The following is a 16,001-nucleotide window of genomic DNA, read 5'->3' on the forward strand; positions in this document are numbered from 1 at the left end:
CAAAATAAAAATAATTGGAGACCAGCATGATTTTCGAAGGACAAGCAGTCAAGGTTGCAGTCGATGATGCCGGCGTGGCAACCGTCACTCTGGATTTGGTCGGTGAATCGGTCAATAAATTCAATAGTCTTACCTTGAATGAATTGGCCGAAGCCGTTACTGCGCTAAAACACATTGACGATCTACAAGGTGTTATATTTGCCAGCGCAAAAGATGTTTTTGTAGTAGGAGCGGACATCACTGAATTTACTTCTTGGTTCAAACTTGAGGACGATGATTTAGCTGATAAATTGCGTCACGCACACAGTATTTTTAATGATATTTCAAACCTATGCTGCCCAACCGTAGCAGCCATCAATGGTGTTGCGCTTGGTGGCGGTATGGAGTTGGCGTTGGCGTGTGATTATCGCGTCATGGCGAGTACAGCCAAAATTGGTTTACCGGAAACGCAATTGGGTATTTACCCAGGTTGGGGCGGTACGGTTCGTTTACCTCGTCTGATCGGTGCCGATAATGCTTGTGAATGGATTTGTGGTGGTGCTCAAAAACGCAGCGAAGATGCCTTTAAAGATGGTGCGGTTGATGCCGTTGTGCCTGCTGCGAAAGTCAATGAATCCGCTCGTCATCTTATTCAGCAGGTGCTTGATGGCAAGTTGAATTATCATGCTCGTCGCGATGAATTACGCGCTCCAATGGAATTTACTCCAATTGAAAAAATGATGGTTTTTGAATCGGTTCGTGGTGTAGTTGGTGCGAAAGCGGGCAAACATTACCCTGCGCCAATGGCTGCGATTAAAACCATTGAAAAAGGCATCAGCCAAGATATGGAAAAAGCCCTTGATACCGAAATCAAAGGTTTTATTAAACTTGCTAAGGGCCCAGTAGCGAAATCTTTAGTGAACTTATTTTTAAGTGATCAACAGATTAAGAAAACGGCAGGCAGATACGCTAAAAATGCGACGCCAGTTAAGCAAGCTGCGGTATTGGGTGCAGGTATTATGGGTGGTGGTGTTGCCTATCAGTCTGCGTCAAAAGGCACACCAATTATCATGAAAGATATTCGTCCTGAAGCCTTAGAGTTAGGTTTGAGCGAAGCGAATAAGCTATTCAATGGTCAAGTAGAGCGCGGACGTTTAACAACCGAAAAAGCCTTTAAAGCCATGAACGCAATTATTCCTGCTTTGAGCTATGGCGAATTTGAACATGTTGATCTAGTAGTCGAAGCGGTTGTTGAAAACGTCAAAATCAAAAAGTCGGTTTTGGCTGAAGTAGAAACTAAGATAGCTGACGACGCTATTTTGACGTCGAATACTTCCACTATTTCCATTACTGAATTGGCAAAAGATCTTAAACGCCCAGAAAACTTCTGTGGTATGCACTTCTTTAACCCAGTGCATCGTATGCCGTTGGTAGAAGTTATCCGCGGTGAAAAAACCAGCGATGCTGCAATCGCCAAAACGGTTGCTTATGCTCAAGCCATGGGTAAAACACCTGTTGTGGTAAATGACTGCCCAGGGTTCCTTGTTAACCGTGTGTTGTTCCCTTACTTCGCTGGTTTCTCCTTGATGATGCAAGAAGGCGCGGATTTCCAAGTGGTTGATAAAACGATGGAAAAATTCGGTTGGCCAATGGGGCCAGCTTATTTACTTGATGTGGTTGGTATTGACACGGCTTATCATGCGGATCAGGTCATGGCAGAAGGCTTCCCAGATCGTATGAAGCATGAAGGCACAAACGCAGTAGATTGTTTATTCGAGTTGGAGCGTTTTGGTCAGAAAAACGGTAAGGGTTTTTATACCTACGAGCCAGATCGTAAAGGCAAACCGAAGAAAATCTTTAATGAAGAAATCGATGTTTTGCTTTCTTCCATAGTTGTGTCGAAATCTGAGTTGAGCGAAGACGACATAGTGGCACGCATGATGATTCCACTTTGTATTGAAACAGTACGTTGCCTTGAAGAAAATATCGTGGCATCGGCGGCAGAAGCGGACATGGGATTGATTTACGGTATTGGTTTCCCTCCATACCTTGGCGGTGCTCTGCACTACTTAGACCAAATGGGACTGCAGGCCTTTTGTGACCTTGCAGACAAATACAGCCACTTAGGTAAGTTGTACGAGCCAACCGCAAAAATGCGAGACATGGCGAAAAACAACGACACTTATTACGGCGCATAATTTCCCATAGGCTATAGGAGAATTTCCATGAAACTGAATCCAAATGATGTCGTAATTATCGACGCCGTTCGCTCACCAATGGGTAAAACGAAAAATGGCGTATTTCGTAATGTACGAGCAGAAAACTTATCTGCAGCGCTAGTAAAAGAATTGTTCAAACGTAATCCAAATGTCGATCAAAAAGACGTTGAAGATTTAATCTGGGGTTGCGTTAACCAAACCTTAGAACAAGGCTTTAACATGGCGCGTGCTGTGTCCTTGTTAGCAGGTTTGCCTATTACGTGTGCGGCACAAACCGTGAACCGCCTTTGTGGTTCATCTATGTCAGCTATTCATACGGCGGCTCAAGCTATTATGACAGGACAAGGCGATGTGTTTGTCGTCGGTGGCGTAGAGCACATGGGTCACGTTGGCATGATGCATGGGGTAGATGTAAACCCAGCGTTATCAAAACATATGGCGAAAGCCTCCATGATGATGGGTGTGACGGCGGAAATGTTGGGTAAAATGCACGGTGTTAGTCGTGAAGCGCAAGACGCCTTTGCGGTACGTTCACATCGTCTTGCTCACGAAGCCACTTTGCAAGGCCGTTTCAATAACGAAATCGTTTCTATTGAAGGTCATGATGCTGATGGCAACAAGATCCTAGTGGAAGTAGATGAAGTCATTCGTCCAGAAACTTCTATGGAATCTTTAGCAAGTTTGGCTCCTGTATTTATGCCGAAAGTCGGTACTGTGACCGCGGGTACATCTTCTGCTTTGTCTGACGGTGCATCAGCTATGTTGATGATGTCTGCGAAAAAAGCCGAAGAGCTTGGCCTAACGCCAATTGCTAAAGTACGCAGTATGGCAGTGGCGGGTTGTGATCCAGCGATTATGGGTTATGGTCCAGTTCCAGCAACGAAAAAAGCTCTAAAACGCGCGGGTTTGACGATTGCCGATATTGATATTGTCGAGCTAAACGAAGCCTTCGCTGCCCAGTCTATTCCAGTACTTAAAGATCTTGGTTTGCTGGATCTTGTCGATGATAAAGTGAACTTGAACGGTGGCGCGATTGCCCTTGGTCATCCGCTTGGTTGCTCTGGTACTCGCATTTCAACGACCTTGCTAAATGTTATGCGTGAAAAAGACGCGACCGTTGGCCTAGCAACCATGTGTATTGGTATGGGGCAGGGTATAGCGACGGTATTCGAGCGCGTTTAAGTAATATTGAACTAAGTACATGAAGTTGTGTGCCTCCTTGCTCTAGAACAGCAAATTGTAATCTCTGTCTTTAGCCCCTCCATGTGCGGGGCTTTTTTTGCTCTGGTGTTTTGTACTATCTTGGTCGATGATAAGCAACATTAACCAAGCGATATCAGATGAGTAAATGAGGATTGTTTCGTGAAAATAGCAATATTAGATGACTATCAAAATAGTGTTAAAGATCTTGCATGCTTCAATGTTTTACAAGGCCATGATGTACATGTATTTAATGAGAGTTTTACAAATGCTGAAGATTTAGTCACCAATCTAAAGGGTTTTGATGCGCTTGTTTTGATACGCGAACGTACGGTTATTTCGGAAGAATTGCTTGCTAACTTGCCTAATTTAAAACTTATTAGCCAAACAGGAAAAATTAGTAATCACATTGATGCCAAGCTTTGCCATAAATATGGTGTGGCTGTTGCGGAAGGTGTTGGTTCTCCGGTTGCACCATCAGAGTTATGTTGGGGTTTGATTATGGCGGCGAGTCGACATATTCCCGAGTATGTAGCACAATTTTCACAAGGTTACTGGCAGCAGTCAGGTTCCTTAGGATTAGGTCGAGTCTTAAGCGGATCTGTTTTGGGAATTTGGGGATACGGTAAAATCGGCCAACGTATCGCACAATACGCGAAAGCTTTCGGCATGAAGGTACTGGTTTGGGGAAGTGAAAGCTCTAGAATGTTGGCGCAAGAACATGGGTTTTTAGCCGCACCATCAAAGGCAGAATTCTTTCAAACTGCAGATATTATAACTTTGCATTTGCGACTCAATGACGTAACCAAAGCTATTGTGACGCAAGCTGATTTGGCTTTGATGAAATCTGACTCTTTGTTAGTGAACACCAGTCGTGCTGAGCTAGTCGAAAATGGTGCTTTGTATCGTGAGATGTCTTCAAATCCAAGTAAACGTGCTGCCGTTGATGTATTCGAAACAGAACCTGCGAATACTAATAATGAGCCTTTGTTGTCTCTGTCAAATGTACTTTGTACACCGCATATTGGTTACGTTGAAAAAGCCAGCTATGAGCTTTATTTCAAAATTGCTTTTGAAAATGTCCTGGCTTTCGCCAATGGTAAAGCGGAAAACTTGGTTATTAACCCATAAATTAGAACAGAGTTAATGTTGCTATTAGCTCCGTTAATTCGTGTTAACATTTCTTGGGTAAAAGTCTTTTAATTAATCCGTGTAATGAATGTCATTGCATTAATGGATATATTTCAAATCACATAGGATGTTTATTATGAAAACTCTTTTGACTGCGTTGTTCATTGCTGTGCCTGCAGCTTTATCCTCCAGTTTGCTAGTTGCTGAAGAAACCACTGAAGCGTCTATTTGTGAAGCCAAAGACATGACCTCAGTGTCTTATATGGAAAACCTTCAGCCTAATAGTGACGTTGATGTAGGGGCGATTTATCAAGCCAAAACCGAGCAGCTCATTGCTTTCGCAGAAAAGTACAATCTTGAGGATTTTCAAATTATTAATCAAGATGCATCAGTAAGCGCGAACTGCTGTGGTAATTATGGCTCACAAATCAGCATGAATTACACAGTGACTTATAAGCCGAGTTATAGTGCCTTCACCGCATTTCATAAATACGGTGGTACAGGAATGGTTTCAACGTATCGTGTTGGTATGGAAAACTGTCCAATCACGAAGTAGTAATTTATTGTATTGCTCTTTAACGGCTATTGTTAAAGAGCAATATGCAACTTTAATCGCACTTTTTTCGTTATTCAGTATCTCTAGACTTTAAAGTTTCCTACTTCATTATTTAGTGTTTTATACAAATCTGTTATTTGTGTGGACTGTTTGTTTATTAGAATTGAGACATCCTTCACACCATCAGTTTGCTCTTTCAATAACATAAGGCTTTGATTTATGTCGTCAGACAAAGTCGCTTGTTCGATTGTAGCTTGGGCTGTTTTTGAAGCCATTTGTTGTACTTTTTCAAAGGAATGATTGAGCGCGTCAAAGATGTTGATGACGTTATCAAAATTTGATGCGGTATTGTCGGCATTATCGCGGCTGTTTTGAGTGGAGATAGAGGACTCTTTAACATTCAGCTTAAGTTGTTCGATGATCGTCTCTATTTCATCCGTACTCTTTTGAGTTCGAGTTGCTAAGGTTCTCACTTCATCAGCGACGACGGCAAATCCTCGCCCTTGCTCACCAGCACGGGCGGCTTCTATGGCTGCGTTTAGAGCGAGTAAATTGGTTTGCTCGGCAATATTTCTAATGACTTCAAGCACAGACGAGATATTCTCTGAGCTTTTTTCTAACTCTTCAGCTCGCTTTAATGACTCTTCGATATTGCTGATTAAGCTCGAAATAGCTTTATGTGATGTATTTACCGCTAGAATACCTTGTTCAGTTAATTGGCTCGAAGTGGTTGCTTCTGTTGCCGTATCTTTTGCTACTTCCGACATTTGTTGATTTGATACGTTCATTTCCTGTCCGGCACTAATCATTGCTGTTGAAGCATTCACTAGAGCATGAGTAATATTGTTTGTGGTCTCAGAGGCGCTTTTTAATTCAGTTGTCATGCTGCCAAGAGCTGATGATTGTTTATGTATATTGCTAATGATTGATCTTAGTTGTTCAACAAAGCCGTCAAATTCTTTAGCTAGATCGCCAAGTTCATCTTTAGCACTTGAGTTGATTCGTTGTGTTAAATCACCATCCCCTTCGGCTATCTCTCGAATACGACGCCCCATGCTTTCTACATTTCGAGTAATCTTGAGAGGAATGAGATAGCCAAAAATAAGAGCAATAACAAAGGCTATTGCTGTCACTATCATGGCTATTTCTTGGTTGCGGGCAATATTCTGTTTGGTTATCTCTTCTATTTCTCTGGAATGTTTTCTAACTGTTTCACCAGCTTTGTCCAAGAGTGAACGAATAGCCGCAAATTTTTCATCAGCATTTATTATTTCTTGTGGAAGTTGATTAGACGTTTGGGCCTCAGGAGACTCAAAATGAAGTAGACTCCCTTCAAACCATTCATTGAAAAGTACATCGAATTCACTATAAGGTTTTGTTAGGTCAGTTTCATGAATAAGATAGCCTCGATATGCTCTAAACCTTTCCAATGCTTGCGCAGAATTTAGTTTGAAGTCTTCTTTATTATCAGTACGATCGCCAATGCCATTAATTATTCTTTGTTGTGCTAAACGTGCTTGGTACAAATCTCTATCCGCATTCAATACTTCTGTAATTGCTTCTACATAGTTATTAAGTTCCGCAGCGGAATTTATTTGGTTTTGTATATCGTGAGTGTGCTTTCGTAGTTTTTCCCCGGCTTGATCAAGCATATTGCGAATGACTTGGAACTTATTATCTAAAGCTATCATTGTTTCAGAAAACTGAACGCTGCCTTTTGAGGTGTCAATGAGACTCTCACTTGAATTTAGCCATTCGTTATAAAGCGTATTAAAAGAGTCAAAAGGCGCGAGAAGATCTTTTGGTTCGTCCGCAAGGTATTGTCTATAAAGTTGAAAACGATCAAAAACTTGTTGGGCGTTTTCCCTAAAATCGGCTTCATTGCCATTTTTTGGCCCTTGTCCATCGAGCATTTTCTCTTGTGCAAGTCGTGCTTGATATATGTCGCGGTCAGCATTTAACACTTCTGAAATGGCTTCGAAATAATGTTCAGCCTGTAACTTCATATTATTCTTTTGTATGTTGCTCATTAGCATCATAAAGGCAAAAAGAGAGATTAAAATAAGCGAAAGAAAGATGATTGGAAGCATCATCTTGATTCGAATTGAATGGACGCGCATATATAATCCTTTATCATTTTGTAAGTTATTTACAGTCTAGGAAAGGATGTTTGTAAGCGCAAAAAAATCATCAAATTTTGATCTAATCTTTTGTTTTATTAATGACTACTTATTTTGTACTTAATAAAAGTTGGACGTTCAAAAAAGATGAGAGAACTAGATCGCTCACCTTTTTTGAACGGGTTATTGAATTATTGATTATTTTATCGCTTGTGTAATCCAAGGTTGAGTTATCACCTGAGACGGTTGGCGTTGCATAATAATTTCACCGTGACGTACAGACAGTAATACTTCCCCTTGCTGACGCAGGACACTGTAGTCATCATGTCCTTCCAGTAAAATAAAGTTGGCAGCGTTGCCCACTTCTATCCCATATCCCTGCAAACACATAGTGCGAGCACTGTTGTCGGTGATCATATCTAGAGCGCTGGCGTAGTCTTGGTAACCCATCATTTGGCAGATGTGCATGGCGTAATCCAATGTGCGCAGTAGCTTGCCATTCCCGAGTGAGTACCAAGGGTCGAAGATTGAGTCCTGACCCAAACAGATGTTGATGTTGGCTTCTCGAAGCTCTTTGACTCTCGTCACTCCACGACGCTTAGGGTAAGTGTCAAAACGACCTTGTAAGTGAATGCTTTCGGTTGGGCAGGATATAAAGTTAATGCCGGAGTTCTTTAATAGACGAAACAGTTTTGAGCAATAGGCGTTGTCATAAGAATGCATGGCTGTGGTGTGGCTTGCAGTTACTTTAGATCCCATGTCATGAAATAAAGCTTCACAGGCAAGAAATTCTAAGAAACGAGAATTTGGATCATCGATTTCGTCACAATGAACATCCACTAATCGGTCGTATTTTTTTGCTAGCTCTATTATTAATTTGACGGATTTTTCACCCAATTCACGTGTGTATTCAAAGTGTGGAATTCCGCCGACCACATCAGCGCCAATTTCCAAGGCTTCTTCCATCAGCTTTAAGCCATTTGGATAAGACAGCATGCCGTCTTGCGGAAAGGCAACTACTTGTAAATCGATTTTGTCTTTTAGCTCATCGCGAAGAGCACAAAGTGTGCGAACGCCGATTAAAGTCGGGTCTGTTGTATCCGCATGAGTTCGAATTGCTTGTACACCGTTTTGCACCAGTAGTTCTATTGTGGACAATGCACGACGGTGGATGTCGGCTTCATTTAACATTGGCTTGCGCTGACTCCAGCGCTCAATGCCTTCGAAAAGTGTACCGCTTTGATTCCATTCGGGTTCGCCTGCCGTTAAGGCTGCATCAAGGTGGATATGTGGCTCGACAAAAGGCGCACAAACTAATTTACCGTTGGCATCAATTGCATTGTCAGTTGCTGCTAACGTGCTTTCTTGTGCTTCAATTTTACTGAAACGTCCTTCGTCAATGTGGATGGAAAATAGTTCTGGACGTTGGCGTAAACGGGCGTTGATAACATGCATAAAAAACCTCAATCGTGGTGCAGAGCAGGCGTGCTAGCCTGTTCTTCAATGTTGTGATGGTGAAATAATACTTGTTCAATAAGTAGTGCATTTTGTAAATTGAGTCGTAAAAATGGGTCTTGTAGAGAGTAGCCTAAACGTTGTTCTATTTTATTAAGGCGATAATTTAGTGTATTTCTGTGGACACTCATTGCGTCGGCTGTTTGTTGCAAATGCCCAAAGTGGTTGAAGTAGTGATTTAGTGTGCTTTTCATTTCAAGAGTTGCATCGTCACGAGCAAAGCATAATTCGCCTAAATGTTGCTTGCAAAAATCTGCTAGTAGACCGCGATTTGGAATGGCTGCATATAAACGAGCAATGCCTAGCTGTTCGTAGAAAAAAATACGCTGGTGCTGATGTTTGATTGCGAATTGTAATGCTTGCCGAGCTTGTTCTGTTGCTTCGGCTAACTTATCTAAGCCTGTTTTACGTTCACTCACACCAATACATAGCACGAGTTGTGGAAAGCGCTTTTGCAACAAGCTTAGTACTTGCTCCAATTCATCATAAAGCTCAGAGGTATCGTTTTCAGTGACAGGCCAAATAGCCAGTAGGTCTTTTTCATAATTTAGAACCGGCCAGTCAATTTGTCTGCGTTTTAAAATGCTGCCTAGGTGTTGTTCTAGTTCATGGTTGAAGTGGAGTAACTGATAATTCGGGTCGTCTGTTTTGGGATTAATATGACTAATTCTTAATGCCAATGTTGCAAAAGGGCAGTTGTCACTGATTCCTAAATCCCCAGCGCGTAAATGGATTAACTCTGGTGCTTGATCAAACCCATTTATTAACTTGGTCAAAAATAGCCGAACTGACTTCCCTAGTAGGTTGTCTTGAACAATAGCATTACTGATGACTTCTGTAACCAGCACCATTTTTAGACTATAAGGCTGTTCTAATATGGGAAGCTGATGCTGATTCGCAAGCTCCAATACACTGTTAGGAATTTGCTGGATAAATTCTGGACCAGTCAAAATAACCAGTCCAGCGACATTGCTATTTACCGCTTCTTTTACCATCTGGCAGAGATTTCTTTCAGTGCGGCGGTGGTTAATTCCGGTCACAAAAACCAGTTCACCGCCACTTACCCAAGGTTGAATCGAATCATTTTCTGCTACATAAGGCCAACGAACAATGCGTTGGCCGCCAGTTAAACCGGCTCGAAAGATAATGCTTTCGAGGCCGGGTAAACGAGGTATGTCTACGCAACAAATACTCATTGATTTCCTAATACGGTTACTGCTTGTCTATGGGATAGAAAAGATAATATGCCATAAGTAACAATTGCCACAAAGACCCCAATAATAGGTGGCATCACCGGAGACGCATAGGCTGCAGCAGACGCAATGACATAAGAGCCAAGTCCAATCCAATTAAAAGCGGGTAGCTTAGCATTGGCTAGCAATGGGTATTGGCCTTTATGGCGCAACAAAAAGTCAGCCATGATTACACCACCAATAGGCGGAATAAATGTTCCCAACAAAACCAGAAAAGGAATGAGGAAGTTGTACATTCCAAACACCGCCATGACTGTGCCAATGGCTGCGCCAGTGACGGTCACAATTCGACGTTTATCAGTTCGAAGAAGGTTACAACCTGCGACGGCAAAGTTGTAAATAGTGTTGTCTTGAGTTGTCCAAATATTGAGAAACAACATAAGTACAGCCAGCACCATAAAACCTTGCGCTAGCATGACGTCGACAATGTCGGCTTGTTGATAAATTAACGTACCAAGCGCACCAGTTAATACCATCAAACCATTGCCTATAAAGAATGCCCCCATAGTTGCCCAAACAGCGACTTTTCCGCTATTAGCAAAGCGACTCCAATTCGTTGCCTGAGTCGCACCGCTTACGAAAGTACCAATAACTAGGGTGATGGCAGCGGTGAAACTCAAACTTTGTGTTGGCTCAATGTCAAATAAGGCGGATATACCACCAACATCGACTAATCCTGTGTAAAGGCTAATTAAAATAAAAACGAGCATGGCAGGAACAGCTACTCTGGATAAAATATCCATGCCTCGAAAACCAATCATGGCGGTAATACAAAAAGCCATGCCGAAGATAATCATTAGGGGCGTTTGCCATGCTTCTGGTATGTCCGTAATTTTGACTAACACAATAGCAAGCGTTGCTGTTCCCCATGCGTACCAGCCAATTTGAGTGAAGCCAAGGATGAAGTCTGCCAACTTGCTGCCAATTTCACCAAAGCAAAACCTCCCCATTAGTACGCTGTTTAGGCCACTTTTATAGGCAATGAATGCTAAACAAGAAGCATAAAGGCCAAGAAGCAAATTACCGATTAGAATAACGAAGAGCAATTCTGAAAATGAAAACGCCGTTCCTAATGTACCCCCGGCCCACATGGTTGCGGTGAAAAAGGTGAACCCAAGCAGAATCACTGCCATGGGGAGTAGCCCTCGGCGTTTATTTTGAGGTACTTCAATTAATGGATAATCTGATTGCGTCATAGTCGTTTCCCATGATGATTAAGTCAAAGTCGCTTATTTTTGGTTTCCTTCGGTATATAAGCAACTTGCGAACCAGTTTTGGATTAATACTATTTCTCTGATGAGTTTATGGCGAGATGACTAAGAATAGTAATAAATGATTAGGCACTTTATACAATTCCTGATTTTACTGAGCCCTAAATGCATATCTTCTTCTATGTTGAGTGCACTATTTAATAGCAATGAAATAGTAGGGTGGCTGGCTTAGGCTATTATCTTCTTAGTTTTTATTTATTAGTTACTCACTCTTTTTAAGTTTATAACTATAGTTAATAAAGCGTTATTGAAAAATAAAATGTTCTAAGCAGCAAGCAGGAGAGACCGCTATGTCTAAAGAAAAAATGTCAAACGAAGGTAAGTGTCCTTTTAATCATGGTGCCGCAGGTGCAAATCAATCATCGGGCCGCGGTACGTCAAACAAAGACTGGTGGCCGAACCAGTTGAACTTAAATATTCTTCATCAGCATTCACCGAAATCTAACCCGATGGGTGAAGATTTTGATTATGCCAAAGAGTTTAATAGCTTGGATCTTGAAGCGCTTCGCCAAGATTTGTTCGCCCTGATGACAGACTCTCAAGATTGGTGGCCTGCCGATTACGGTCATTATGGTCCATTTTTCATCCGTATGGCTTGGCACAGTGCGGGTACTTATCGTACTGCAGATGGCCGTGGCGGCGCGATGTCAGGTACTCAACGTTTCGCACCATTAAACAGCTGGCCAGATAACGTTAACTTAGACAAGGCACGTCGATTGCTTTGGCCTATTAAACAAAAATACGGCAGTAAGATCTCTTGGGCAGATTTGATGATCTTAACGGGTAACTGTGCATTGGAGTCCATGGGATTCAAAACTTTTGGTTTTGCTGGTGGTCGTGTTGACGTATGGCAACCAGAAGAAGACATTTATTGGGGAACTGAGAAAACTTGGCTAGATGATGCGCCACGTTACTCTGGCGACCGTGAATTGGAAGATCCGTTGGCTGCCGTACAAATGGGCCTAATTTATGTTAATCCAGAAGGGCCAGAAGGTAAGCCTGATACGCTGGCTTCAGCTCGCGATATTCGCGATACCTTTGAACGTATGGCGATGAATGACGAAGAAACCGTAGCCTTGATTGCTGGTGGTCATACTTTTGGTAAAGCCCATGGCGCTGGTGATGCCGCTCAAGTTGGCGTTGATCCAGAAGCGGCTGGTATGGCCGAACAAGGTTTTGGCTGGAGCAATAGTATGGGCACGGGCAAAGGTGTCGACACTATTTCTAGTGGTCTTGAAGGCGCTTGGACGAAAAGCCCAATAGCTTGGGACAATGGTTACTTCGAAAACTTATTTGAATACGATTGGGAATTGACTAAGAGCCCAGCAGGCGCTTGGCAATGGACTCCTAAAGATGATGCGGCAGCTAATTCTGTTCCAGATGCTCATGACTCATCTAAACGCCATGCGCCAATTATGTTTACATCGGATTTGGCATTGCGTGATGATCCGATATACGCACCGATTTCTAAACGTTTTTATGAGAATCCAGATCAACTTGCCGATGCGTTTGCTCGTGCTTGGTACAAATTGACTCACCGTGACATGGGGCCAGTTGCTCGTTATCTTGGGCCATTGGTACCAAAAGAAGAGTTAGTATGGCAGGATCCGATTCCAGCGGTGACTTACGTAACCGTGAATGATCAAGATATTGTCGATCTTAAAGCAAAAGTTCAGGCTTCTGGTTTGACGGTTGCACAGCTTGTATCGACTGCTTGGGCTTCTGCATCTACCTACCGTGGCTCAGACATGCGTGGTGGTGCAAATGGTGCTCGTATTCGTTTAGCACCACAAAAAGATTGGGCCGTAAATCAGCCAGAGCAACTGGCTAAAGTATTGTCTGTTTTAGAAGGCATTCAAGCGGAGTTTAATGGCAAAGATGTTACTAAACAGGTTTCCCTTGCTGACTTGATCGTTTTAGCTGGTTCGGTAGGCGTTGAGCAAGCTGCAAAAGCAGCAGGTCATGATGTGACTGTGCCATTTACTGCAGGCCGTGCGGATGCGTCTCAAGAGCAAACAGATGTGGACTCTTTTGCTTTCCTTGAGCCAGCTGCGGATGGTTTCCGTAACTACTTGAAAGGCAAGTTTACTGTTTCTGCCGAAGAAATGTTGGTAGATAGAGCGCAATTGTTAACGCTTTCTGCACCAGAAATGACGGTATTGTTAGGTGGTTTGCGAGTATTGAACGCCAACTTTGATCAATCTCAGCATGGTGTTCTGACGACGCAGCCAGAAGTGTTAAGCAATGATTTCTTTGTGAATTTATTGGATATGGGAACCAAATGGTTTGCTACTTCTGAAGAAGAGGAAGAGTTCCAAGGTCGTGACCGTACAACTGGTAAGATCAAATGGACAGCAACACGTGCGGACTTAGTATTTGGTTCTAATTCTCAGCTTCGTGCTATTGCAGAAGTCTATGCATGCTCTGATTCACAAGAACGTTTTGTGAAAGACTTTATTGCTGCATGGACCAAGGTAATGGAATTGGATCGATTCGATCTAGCGTGATTCCTAGCGTTGCCAACACCCACCCCCGCTTCCGTGAGGAACGCGGGGTTTTTTTATATGAATAATTATCGATTGTCTGCTAAAACTTTAGTTGCTACAAAAAACAACTGTTTAAAGGTGGTGATTAATAAGCGGCTGTTATAAATTCACCGGAAGTCGTTATTTTTAAATAATTTGATGCTATTAAGTTTAGTATTGAATTTGCATGGAAGCGGTAACGCTGTTTTAATTTTATTAAATAGGTAGTGAAAAAATGAAGGTCTCCCATAAGGTTGTCTTGTGTGCATCCGTCGTTGTTGTTTTAGCATTCTCATTGTATTCATGGTTGCAATACAGCAGCCTTAGAAGTGCATTGTTTGAGAAAACAACAACCAGCACTCAAGAAAGTAGTAAAGCATTAGCTTTACAGGTTAATAATTGGCTTAAAAACAAAATGGATTTGATTGAAGTCATTTCGCAAACGGTTGATGCGGATTTTAGTACAGAAACCATTCAAAAAGCCTTTGATTTACCTATTTATAAAGATGAATTTATTTTGCTATTTGGTGGCTTAGATATTAACGGTAGCCGGATCACCAATGACCCTAATTGGAATCCACCAGGTTGGGATGCACGTAAACGTCCTTGGTATGATATGGGCAAGCAGCATAAGCAAGCGGCATTAACAGAGCCGTATGTCTCTACTGAAGGCGATATTCTGATTTCTGTGATTGCAGATTTTTCTGATCATGGTCAGTTTAAAGGCAGCTTTGGTGGTGATTTAAGCCTTAAAACTGTCTCCGAGGCTGTCAATGCTTTGAATTTTAATAATACCGGTTATGCGTTCTTATTAAGTAAAAATGGAAATATAATCAGTCACCCAAATGCCGATTTAAACGGTAAATCTGTCTCTAATTTGCTTCAAGGTGGTGTGCCAGAGCTAAGTAAAGACCTGGTTGAAAAACAGTTGGCTGATGGTACTCAGGTATATGTATCTTTTAGCCCATTGCCTAATTTATACGGTTCAGATTGGTATGTTGGCGTGGTGTTGGATGAAGATAAATTGTTCGCCAGTGTCCGAGAATTTGGTTGGGTCGCTTTTTGGGGAACGTTAATTGCAGCCTTACTTGTTTCTATTGTGCTGTATTTTGTCGTGACAGGTTTGCTACAACCACTTCGTGCTTTGCATGAATCGCTAAAAGATATCAATGGCGGAGAAGGTGATTTAACCAAACGTCTTGCGATTACCAGTGACGATGAATTTGGTCATGTATCGGGTGAATTTAATAAGTTTATTGATTATTTACAGCGATTAATTGGCGAAGTGAAAAGTCAATCTCGCCATATACGTGAGAATACTGATAAGACGGCAGCATCTTCTGTAGAGTCCTCTAAGCAGTTGTATACGCAGCTTAATGAATTGGATCAGCTAGCTACTGCGATGCATGAAATGTCAGCGACTGCGCATGATGTGGCAGACAATGCTCAAACAGCAGCAAGCCGAGCGAATCAAGCTGATAATGCAGCAAAAGAAGGTGAGGCTATTGTTGATCGCACGACCACTTCGATTGCTGAATTGACTCATAAAATGGGCGATGTAGTTACTACCATTAATGATTTAGTGAAATACAGCGATAATATAGAATCGATTCTTACCGTTATCACCGACATTGCCGACCAGACTAATTTATTAGCCTTGAACGCTGCTATTGAAGCGGCAAGAGCGGGTGAGCAAGGCCGAGGTTTTGCTGTTGTTGCCGATGAAGTTCGAACATTAGCGTCAAAAACTCAAGAGTCGACGGAACAAATTAAGAAGATGATTCAGCAGTTGCAAACTGGCGTAAGAGGAGCAGAAAAAGCTATTCTTGAAAGCAGAGAGGGCGCCAACGTAACGCAACAAATTGCCGATAAAGCCAAGCAATCTTTGGAAGCGATTCGTTTAAGTATTAATGAAATTAATGATATGACAGTGCAGATTGCTGCCGCAGCAGAAGAGCAAAGTGCAACATCCAATGAAATTAACCGCAATACTACGAATATTCGTGATATTAGCCAGTCAGTTTCGGATGCGGCACAAGGTCAATCTGTGCTTTGTGAAACTATGGTTGAAATTACCGTAGAACAAGCGAGATCATTAGATAAATTTAAAGTGTAGATTTTTCTAAGCTTTATAAAAGCGAGCTAGGCTTTTGAGTCTGGTTCGCTTTTTTTTGTTCTATTGGTTAACAAAAAAGCATCAGGCAGAATCAATACAAAAAATATCACCATCAC

The 16,001-nt window shown here is 42.1% G+C and carries 10 protein-coding genes; 6 read left to right on the top strand and 4 right to left on the bottom strand.

Translation table 11 applies throughout. The annotated features are described in order from the left end of the window. The first annotated feature begins 26 nt into the window (after positions 1-26). From fadB to CCS02_RS01245, 4 genes are all read left to right on the top strand, one after another. Positions 27-2,177: a fatty acid oxidation complex subunit alpha FadB gene (fadB, locus tag CCS02_RS01230; protein WP_100635362.1), complete on the top strand. Its 2,151-nt coding sequence runs from the start codon at positions 27-29 to the stop codon at positions 2,175-2,177. A gap of 27 nt (positions 2,178-2,204) precedes the next feature. Further along, complete coding sequence (fadA, locus tag CCS02_RS01235; RefSeq protein WP_072837896.1) at positions 2,205-3,380, top strand: acetyl-CoA C-acyltransferase FadA; 1,176 nt, start codon at positions 2,205-2,207, stop codon at positions 3,378-3,380. 180 nt (positions 3,381-3,560) lie between these two features. Next, entirely contained in the window at positions 3,561-4,529 is a 969-nt protein-coding gene (locus CCS02_RS01240) for a D-2-hydroxyacid dehydrogenase family protein (protein WP_072837897.1), read from the top strand. A 136-nt stretch (positions 4,530-4,665) separates the two neighbouring features. Further along, complete coding sequence (locus CCS02_RS01245) at positions 4,666-5,085, top strand: hypothetical protein (RefSeq protein ID WP_072837898.1); 420 nt, start codon at positions 4,666-4,668, stop codon at positions 5,083-5,085. Positions 5,086-5,168: 83 nt separating this feature from the next. Here CCS02_RS01245 and CCS02_RS01250 read toward each other — a convergent pair whose 3' ends face one another. From CCS02_RS01250 to codB, 4 genes are all read right to left on the bottom strand, one after another. Beyond that, a complete protein-coding gene (locus CCS02_RS01250) occupies positions 5,169-7,091 on the bottom strand; it encodes a methyl-accepting chemotaxis protein (protein WP_232728792.1) in 1,923 nt (640 codons plus the stop codon). 312 nt (positions 7,092-7,403) lie between these two features. Next, positions 7,404-8,660: a cytosine deaminase gene (codA, locus tag CCS02_RS01255; protein WP_100635365.1), complete on the bottom strand. Its 1,257-nt coding sequence runs from the start codon at positions 8,658-8,660 to the stop codon at positions 7,404-7,406. 8 nt (positions 8,661-8,668) lie between these two features. Next, positions 8,669-9,916 carry a PucR family transcriptional regulator gene (locus CCS02_RS01260; RefSeq protein WP_072837900.1) on the bottom strand — a complete coding sequence of 416 codons (1,248 nt, stop codon included), beginning with the start codon at positions 9,914-9,916 and terminating at the stop codon, positions 8,669-8,671. Next, complete coding sequence (gene codB, locus CCS02_RS01265) at positions 9,913-11,169, bottom strand: cytosine permease (protein WP_100635367.1); 1,257 nt, start codon at positions 11,167-11,169, stop codon at positions 9,913-9,915. The genes CCS02_RS01260 and codB overlap by 4 nt, the downstream gene beginning before the upstream one ends. A gap of 365 nt (positions 11,170-11,534) precedes the next feature. Here codB and katG point away from each other — a divergent pair, with 365 nt between their 5' ends. Together katG and CCS02_RS01275 are read left to right on the top strand one after the other, a co-directional pair. Next, positions 11,535-13,751: a catalase/peroxidase HPI gene (gene katG / locus CCS02_RS01270; protein WP_198515312.1), complete on the top strand. Its 2,217-nt coding sequence runs from the start codon at positions 11,535-11,537 to the stop codon at positions 13,749-13,751. A gap of 253 nt (positions 13,752-14,004) precedes the next feature. Next, the gene (locus CCS02_RS01275; RefSeq protein WP_100635368.1) at positions 14,005-15,885 is read left to right on the top strand and encodes a methyl-accepting chemotaxis protein; all 1,881 of its coding nucleotides are present in this window, start codon (positions 14,005-14,007) and stop codon (positions 15,883-15,885) included. Positions 15,886-16,001: the final 116 nt, after the last annotated feature.

The organism is Marinomonas sp. ef1, assembly GCF_002806845.1.
GTDB lineage: Bacteria > Pseudomonadota > Gammaproteobacteria > Pseudomonadales > Marinomonadaceae > Marinomonas > Marinomonas polaris.

Coding starts and splice junctions, on each gene's coding strand:
- CCS02_RS01260 (WP_072837900.1), bottom strand. CDS start 9,916: ATGAGTATTTGTTGCGTAGACATACCTCGTTTACCCGGCCTCGAAAGC.
- CCS02_RS01275 (WP_100635368.1), top strand. CDS start 14,005: ATGAAGGTCTCCCATAAGGTTGTCTTGTGTGCATCCGTCGTTGTTGTT.
- katG (WP_198515312.1), top strand. CDS start 11,535: ATGTCTAAAGAAAAAATGTCAAACGAAGGTAAGTGTCCTTTTAATCAT.
- codA (WP_100635365.1), bottom strand. CDS start 8,660: ATGCATGTTATCAACGCCCGTTTACGCCAACGTCCAGAACTATTTTCC.
- fadB (WP_100635362.1), top strand. CDS start 27: ATGATTTTCGAAGGACAAGCAGTCAAGGTTGCAGTCGATGATGCCGGC.
- CCS02_RS01245 (WP_072837898.1), top strand. CDS start 4,666: ATGAAAACTCTTTTGACTGCGTTGTTCATTGCTGTGCCTGCAGCTTTA.
- codB (WP_100635367.1), bottom strand. CDS start 11,169: ATGACGCAATCAGATTATCCATTAATTGAAGTACCTCAAAATAAACGC.
- CCS02_RS01250 (WP_232728792.1), bottom strand. CDS start 7,091: ATGAAGTTACAGGCTGAACATTATTTCGAAGCCATTTCAGAAGTGTTA.
- fadA (WP_072837896.1), top strand. CDS start 2,205: ATGAAACTGAATCCAAATGATGTCGTAATTATCGACGCCGTTCGCTCA.